The sequence below is a fragment of the Nevskia sp. genome, from assembly GCF_021732705.1.
Classification (GTDB): Bacteria; Pseudomonadota; Gammaproteobacteria; order Nevskiales; family Nevskiaceae; genus Nevskia.
On sequence record NZ_JAKFUM010000013.1, the window covers coordinates 70,771 to 77,486 of the forward strand.

General features: G+C 66.1%; 7 protein-coding genes. All 7 read right to left on the bottom strand.

The genetic code is table 11. The annotated features are described in order from the left end of the window. Nucleotides 1-29 precede the first annotated feature (29 nt). Complete coding sequence (locus tag QZ951_RS16005; protein WP_293002360.1) at nt 30-863, bottom strand: ABC transporter substrate-binding protein; 834 nt, start codon at nt 861-863, stop codon at nt 30-32. Nucleotides 864-926: 63 nt separating this feature from the next. Next, nucleotides 927-1,946: an LLM class flavin-dependent oxidoreductase gene (locus QZ951_RS16010; protein WP_366943953.1), complete on the bottom strand. Its 1,020-nt coding sequence runs from the start codon at nt 1,944-1,946 to the stop codon at nt 927-929. A gap of 14 nt (nt 1,947-1,960) precedes the next feature. After that, nucleotides 1,961-2,887: a hypothetical protein gene (locus tag QZ951_RS16015; protein ID WP_293002364.1), complete on the bottom strand. Its 927-nt coding sequence runs from the start codon at nt 2,885-2,887 to the stop codon at nt 1,961-1,963. Nucleotides 2,888-2,927: 40 nt separating this feature from the next. Then, nucleotides 2,928-3,779: a MetQ/NlpA family ABC transporter substrate-binding protein gene (locus QZ951_RS16020; protein ID WP_293002366.1), complete on the bottom strand. Its 852-nt coding sequence runs from the start codon at nt 3,777-3,779 to the stop codon at nt 2,928-2,930. Nucleotides 3,780-3,788: 9 nt separating this feature from the next. Further along, nucleotides 3,789-4,460 (bottom strand): methionine ABC transporter permease, encoded by a 672-nt coding sequence (locus QZ951_RS16025; RefSeq protein ID WP_293002368.1) that lies wholly within the window; start codon nt 4,458-4,460, stop codon nt 3,789-3,791. Beyond that, nucleotides 4,453-5,220: a methionine ABC transporter ATP-binding protein gene (locus tag QZ951_RS16030; RefSeq protein WP_293002370.1), complete on the bottom strand. Its 768-nt coding sequence runs from the start codon at nt 5,218-5,220 to the stop codon at nt 4,453-4,455. The genes QZ951_RS16025 and QZ951_RS16030 overlap by 8 nt, the downstream gene beginning before the upstream one ends. 209 nt (nt 5,221-5,429) lie before the next feature. Next, nucleotides 5,430-6,332: a sterol desaturase family protein gene (locus QZ951_RS16035; protein WP_293002372.1), complete on the bottom strand. Its 903-nt coding sequence runs from the start codon at nt 6,330-6,332 to the stop codon at nt 5,430-5,432. Nucleotides 6,333-6,716: the final 384 nt, after the last annotated feature.

Here is a 6,716-nt window from a genome sequence, read left to right on the forward strand (position 1 = left end):
CGGCGACTGCGGCGTCAGCGCGCGGCGGGCTACTGGGCGACCTGATCGCTGTCGAACTTGAACGTGCGCTTGGCGAACTTCAGCCGGCTTTGCTGGCCCCACCACCGCTCGTACAGGCGCTCGGCGTCGCCGTTCGCCTCCATCTCCCGCAGTGTGGCGTCGACGATGGCCTTCAGCGCCTTCTCGCCCTTGCGGATGCCGAGCGCCAGCGGCTCGAAATTCAGATTCTCCGGCAGCAGGACGTATTCCGAGGCCTGCGGCCCGAGCTTGCCGATGTCGCTGTACAGCGAGGATTCGTCGTTGACGTAGCCCACGCCCTTGCCCTGACGCAGCGTCTGGAATGCCTGCTGGGTGTTCTCGAAGGTCACCACCTGCGCCGTCGGCACGGCGCGCTTCAGGTTCGGCTCCTGCGTGCCGCCCTTCACGGTCAGCACCTTCCTGCCGGCGAGATCCGACAGCTTCTGCACGCCGCTGCGCTTCACCACCAGCACCTTGGAGCCGGTGATGAAATGCGTGAGCGAGAAGTCGATCTGCGCCTCGCGCTCCTTGTTGTGCGTCAGCGATGCGGCCAAGAGATCGACCCGGCCCTGCTGAAGTTCCGGAATCCGCGCGGCGACCGCCATCTGCCGGAACACCGGCTTGACGCCGATCTTCTTCGCGATCGCCGTGGCCAGATCGACTTCATAGCCGATGTAGCCGCGCGTCTTCGGATCGACAAAGCTGTTCGGCTCGTCGGTGCCGAGCACGCCGATCACGATCTCGCCCTTCTTGCGGATGTCGTCAAGCTGATCGGCCAGGGCCGTGTTCAGCCACGGCAGCAGCAGGGCCGCGACTAGCAGCACGCGATGCAGGCGATGGATCATGGGAAGGTCTCGCATGGGTGACATGGGATGGAATCGTCGGGGAGCGGCCGCGCAGCGCCAACGTCAGGCCGCGATCACCTCGGCGGCAAAGCGCTCCATTTCCTCCAGCTGCGGGCTCATCTGCAGCAGCAGAAGGTCAACGCCCGCGGCATGGAACTCGGCAATGCGCGCCTTGACCTGTGCCGGCGTGCCGACCAGTCCGGGACGCAGGCCGCGATTGGATACCGAGTACTCGCGGATCTTCAACTCGCGTTCGAGCTGGGTGCCGGACAGCCACTGCTCGAAGTTCGCGAAGCCGGGCGCGCTCGGGTCCATCTCGGTGATGCGCGCGACTTCGGCTTCGGCTTCCTCCACCGTGTCGCGAACGATCGCGTACGCCGCCATGCCGTACTGCATCGGCGGCAGGCCCTCGCGCTCGCGGCGCGTGCGCAGGTCGGCGATCTTGTCGGCAATCACGGCGGGCTCGTCGCCGTGCATGACATAGGCATCGGCCTGACGCGCGATCAGGGTCTTCGCAGCTTCCGATTCGCCCCCGGCATAGATCACCGGGCGCGGCTGGCGCAGCGGCTTTGGCTCGCAGATGGCATCGGTCAGCGTGTAGCGCTCGCCCGCATAGCTGAACGGCGTCTGCGTCCACAGACCGTCGACCACCTTCAGCCACTCGGCCGTGCGGCTGTAGCGGTCATCGTGCTGATCGAACTGCAGCCCGTACTGCGAGGCCTCGTCCGCCCACCACGACGACACCACGTTCAGCGACAGGCGGCCGTTGCTGATGCGGTCGATGTTCGCCGCCGCCTTCGCGAACAGCGCCGGATGATGGAAATTCGGGCGCACCGCGACCATCAGTTCGAGCTTGTCGGTCACCGCGGCCACGGCGGCGGCGGTGGACCAGGCATCGAGTGCCGGTTCGGTCACGCCCTTGATGTCGTTGAGGTTCAGTTCGGCGATCAGGGTCAGGTCGTAACCGATCTGCTCGGCGCGCTGGCACAGCGTCTTCATGTACGACCAGTCGGCGCGCATGTTCTCGTCGCGCACATTGCGCAGCCAGCCGCCGAACACCGGCGCCCAGAACCCGTACCGCATCGGTTGACGACTCATCAGGCTTTCTTCCTTGATTGAATGCGGTCGACGAGATGGTCGACCAGGAGGTCGTGCGGATCGTGCCCGAGCACGTCGAGCGGCTTGGCCACGAAGTTGGACAGCGCGTTGATGTCATACCAGCGGCGCACGCCGTCGCGCCGGTCGACCAGATACTCGATGCCGCCGATGTCGAGCCCCGCTGCCCGGGCGATGTGCTCGGCTTCGGCGATGGTGGCGGCATCCGGCTCGAAGCGGGTGATGGTGACCGTGGGCTTGTCGACCATGCAGGCATCGGCGGGGCACAGGTCGAAGGTCGCGCCATCGCTGTCGAGTGCGATGGCATACAGGTAGCGACCGTTCAGGGTTTCGACCCGGATGATGCGCTGGCCGTCGCTCGGCACGTATTCCTGTACCAGCGCGACCTGATCCAGCCCCATCGGCACCGAACCGAAATCCAGCGCGGCACGGAGCTGCTCCGGCGTGTCATAACGGGCGACACCGGCACCCGAACCGCCGATGTTGGCCTTGACCACCAGCGGCCAGCGCAGGCCTTCGGCGGCGGCGAGCACATCGGCATGACGATGCACGACACGCGTTTCCGGAATGCCGTAGCCGAGACTGCGGATCAGCGACAGCTGCCGCGCCTTGGACGTATCGATGGCCAGCGCGGCATTGCCGTTGATGATCTCCGCGCCGAGCCGCTGCCAGTGGTCATACAGCGCCTGCGTGTAGAACAGCGCGTGCTCGCCCTGTCGCAGGAACGAGCTCATCGCCAGCCGGCTGAAGATCAGCGGCGCTGGCGGCGGCGCCGCATCGAGGGCGAAATGGTGCGTATCGATGCGCACCGGCAGGTAGTGCACACCGCGGCGGTCGAGCGCTGCGAACAGCGGCTTGAACCATTCGTGGTGTTCGTAGACGACGGCGATATCCGGTCCGGACGTCATTGCACGGCACCGGTCGGCCGCAAGCCCCGCGTCATGCGGCTCATGGCGCGCCACGCCAGATGACCGGCAGCACGAAGCCATCGAACTTCTCGGCCACCAGCGCCTTGAACTCGGCCGAGTTGTACGCGGCTTCCAGATCCCTGACCCACGGCGCGTCGGCATCTGCCGTGCGGATCGCGACGACATTGATGTAACGGTCGGCCGTGTCCTCCAGCTTCAGCGCTTCGGTCAGCAGCAGGCCGGAGCTGATCGCGAAGTTGCCGTTGACGAAGCTGTAGTCGACATCGTCCAGCGAACGCGGCAGCTGCGCGGCTTCCAGCGGCAGCAGTTCGAGCTTGCGCGGATTCGTGGCGACATCCTTTTCCGACGCGCGGATCGGATCGACATCCGGCTTCAAGGTCAGCCAGCCGAGCTTTTCCAGCATCACCAGCGCCCGTGCCTGATTGGTCGGATCGTTCGGCAAGGCGATGCGGGCACCATCCGCCAGTTCATCGAGCGACTGGTGCTTGTGGCTGTAAAGGCCGAGCGGCGCAGTCGGCACCTGGGTCAGCGGCTGGATCGCGAGCTTGCGCTCGCTGGCGAACTTTTCGAGGTAGACCACATGCTCGAAGGTGTTCGCATCGAGCGAGCCTTCGGCCAGCGCAATGTTCGGCTGGATGTAGTCGCTGAACTCGGTCAGCTCGATCGTGTAGCCCTTCTTCTCGAGGATCGGCTGGATGCCCCAGCGGATCTGGTCGGCGAAGCAGCCGGCCGTGGCGCCGAGCTTGATCACCTTCGATGCGGCGGGCTTGCCAGCGTCGGTCGCGCCGGGGGCATCGCTGCGCCCGCAAGCAGCCAGCAGCACGGCAAAAAGTGTGGTCAGGGTGACGCGCAGCATGGAAATTCTCTTCATCAAGACGCCTCAGCGGTGATCGAGCAAGCGCGCAAGGCGGTTGCCGGTGAACTGGATGACCTGAACCAGCGCGATCAGCAGCGCCACGGTGACCAGCATGATCTCGGTCTGGAAACGATAGTAGCCGTAGCGGATCGCGAGGTCGCCAATGCCGCCGCCGCCGACCACGCCGGCCACGGCCGAGTACGACAGCAGGCTGATCGCCAGCACGGTGAAGCCGAGCACGAGCCCGGCCCGCGCTTCGACCAGCAGCACCTTGAACACGATCTGCGACACCGTCGCGCCCATCGCCTGCGCGGCTTCGACGACGCCGCGCGGCACTTCGCGCAGCGACTGCTCGACCAGCCGCGCAAAGTACGGAATGGCCGCCACCGACAGTGGCACGGCTGCCGCCACCGGCCCGATCGTGGTGCCCGCCACGAGCCGCGTGAACGGCACCAGGGCCACCATCAGGATCACGAACGGAAACGAGCGGCCGGTGTTGACCACGGTATTCAGCAGCACGAACAGCCAGCGCCGCGCCAGCGGCTGTCCGGCGTCGCTCAGGAACAGCAGCACGCCGAGCGGACCCCCGAACAGCAACGCGGCAGACAGCGAGATCGCCAGCATCAGCCCGGTCTGACCGGCGGCGACCGCAAGCTCCGGCAGGATGTCGACGACGATCGTCCAGGAATCAGACATGGGCGACTCCGGATGCCGCCAGCAGCCGGCGCGCGATCTCGGTGCGCGGCTCGACTTCGCCGGCATCGAAGCGCAATTCCTCGATCACTTCGCCGCCATCCATCACGGCAGCGCGCGTGCACAGCGCGCGCACCAGCGGAATCGAGTGACTGACCAGCACCAGCGTCACGCCGAGCTCGGCGTTGACCCGGCGCAGCACGTCGACCACTTCGCCCGCCGTCAGCGGATCCAGCGCCGAAGTCGGTTCGTCGCACAGCAGCACCTTGGGCCTCGGCGCCAGTGCCCGGGCAATCGCGACTCGCAGCTTCTGCCCCCCGCTGAGCCGCGCCGGATACTGCTGCGCCTTGTCGGCGAGGCCGACCCAGGCCAGCACTTCCGTCACGCGCGCCTCGACCGTGGCTTGATCGACGCCGGCCAGTTCCAGCGGCAGCGCGACATTGCCGGCCACGGTGCGGTTGTTCAGCAGATTGAAGTGCTGGAACACCATGCCGAGCTGCCGCCGGGCCGCACGCAGGGCAGCGGGGTCATCAGCGCTCAAGGCCTGATTGTCGAGCCAGACGCTGCCGCTGCTCGGCCGCTCCAGCAGATTGATCAGCCGCAGCAGCGTGGACTTGCCGGCGCCGGAGAAGCCGATCAGGCCGAAGCGCTCGCCGGCGGCGATGGTCAGGCTCGTCGGCTTGACTGCGTGGAACAGGCCGCCACCTGCGGCACTGCCGGGCGGCAGCACATAGTGCTTGGCCACTTGCTCGAGGCGGATCATGGGCGAATCGGCACGCCTGCGGGTCGACGAAAGCGTGCGAGGCTAGGCAGCGACACCAGTGCTGTAAAGGAACTTCGACGGCGAATCGACACACCGGTTTCGCATATTGATCGCGATCACCCGAGGCTTGATCGACACCGGTCGCGAGCAGCGCGCGAACCGCGCCCACTGCGCCGACTCGCCACGATCGAGGCCGGCCACGGCGCTCGTCATTGCCGCATCGACACCGCGGTCGCCTCGCCCGAAAGCGATGCGATCACCGACGATCCGCCGGCTGTGCCACTCACCGCAGCGCCGGCCGATTCGGCCGCCGGCTTCGACCGGATCAGCGGATAGAACAGCAGCACGGACCAGTGATCGGGCGCAGCACCCGGCTCCGGATCGACACCGAAGCGCGCCGGATAACGCCGCGTGATGTGCGCCGTGCCGAACAGTACATCCCAGAAGAACAGCAGGCTGCCGAAGTTGCCGTGGTAGTGGCCGATGCCATCCGCTTCCGTCGCCGCGTGATGCGCGTAGTGCGTGGCCGGTGTGGAGATGGTGCGTTCGATGATCCAGGCCAGCGGTGCGAGCGCGCGATGCCGATACAGCACCGCATCCCACGGCACGCTGGAATGCGCACCGATCTGCACCGTCATCTTGGTCAAGTAGTACCAGAAGTAGACCTCGCCATACCCCAGGTAGACGAGCGTGCCGGCCAGCCACAGATTCGGCTGCAGCAGGTCGTAGAAAAAACCGTTGCGCCAGATCACGCGCGCGCCCATGTACGGGCCGTGGTGCAGCCGATGCAGACCCCACAGCGCCGGCCAGCGGTGGCAACTGCGATGCACCCAGTACTGCACCAGGTCATCGAGCAGCAGAAAGGCGATCACCTGCTTCCACCACACGGTACCGGCGAGCGAGCCGGCAAGGTCCGGCAGCCAGGTCGCATGCAGCGCGGCCGAGCCGAGCACGACCAGCGGCGACACCACGAACCAGGCCTGCACCCAGCTGACCAGATCGAATAGGGCCTCGCGTCGACTGCCATGGGCCGGCCGAAAACGCCCGCGCAGCCATTCGATCGCGATGAACAAGCCCCACAGCACCGGAATGACCATCGCCGTGGTGACCATCAGCCGGTCGCTCCCCGACCCCGCAGCACGCCGACGACACCGGGCCCGCTCGGACGCGCGCCAGACCCAAACAGCAGGATGAATTTCATTTTTGATATAAGGGATTGGATTTATATAACTATGCATCCATCCCCGACGTCCACGAAATAACTTCGTGCGCTTACTTCAGGACGACCGCTCCGCGGTATCGGCGAGCCGATCGAAACGCGCTCGCACTGTTGCGGCCGACTGAAAGTTGACCAGTTATCCGGGGTTTAGCCGACCGAAAATTGACCAGGGTGTTCCGACCTAGCCTGCTGGCCTTGAAGGCCTGCAGGAGACGAGGTGCACACCATGGCGATGTACGCGAAAGTGAGAAGGATGCGGCACCGGGACGGCCTGTCG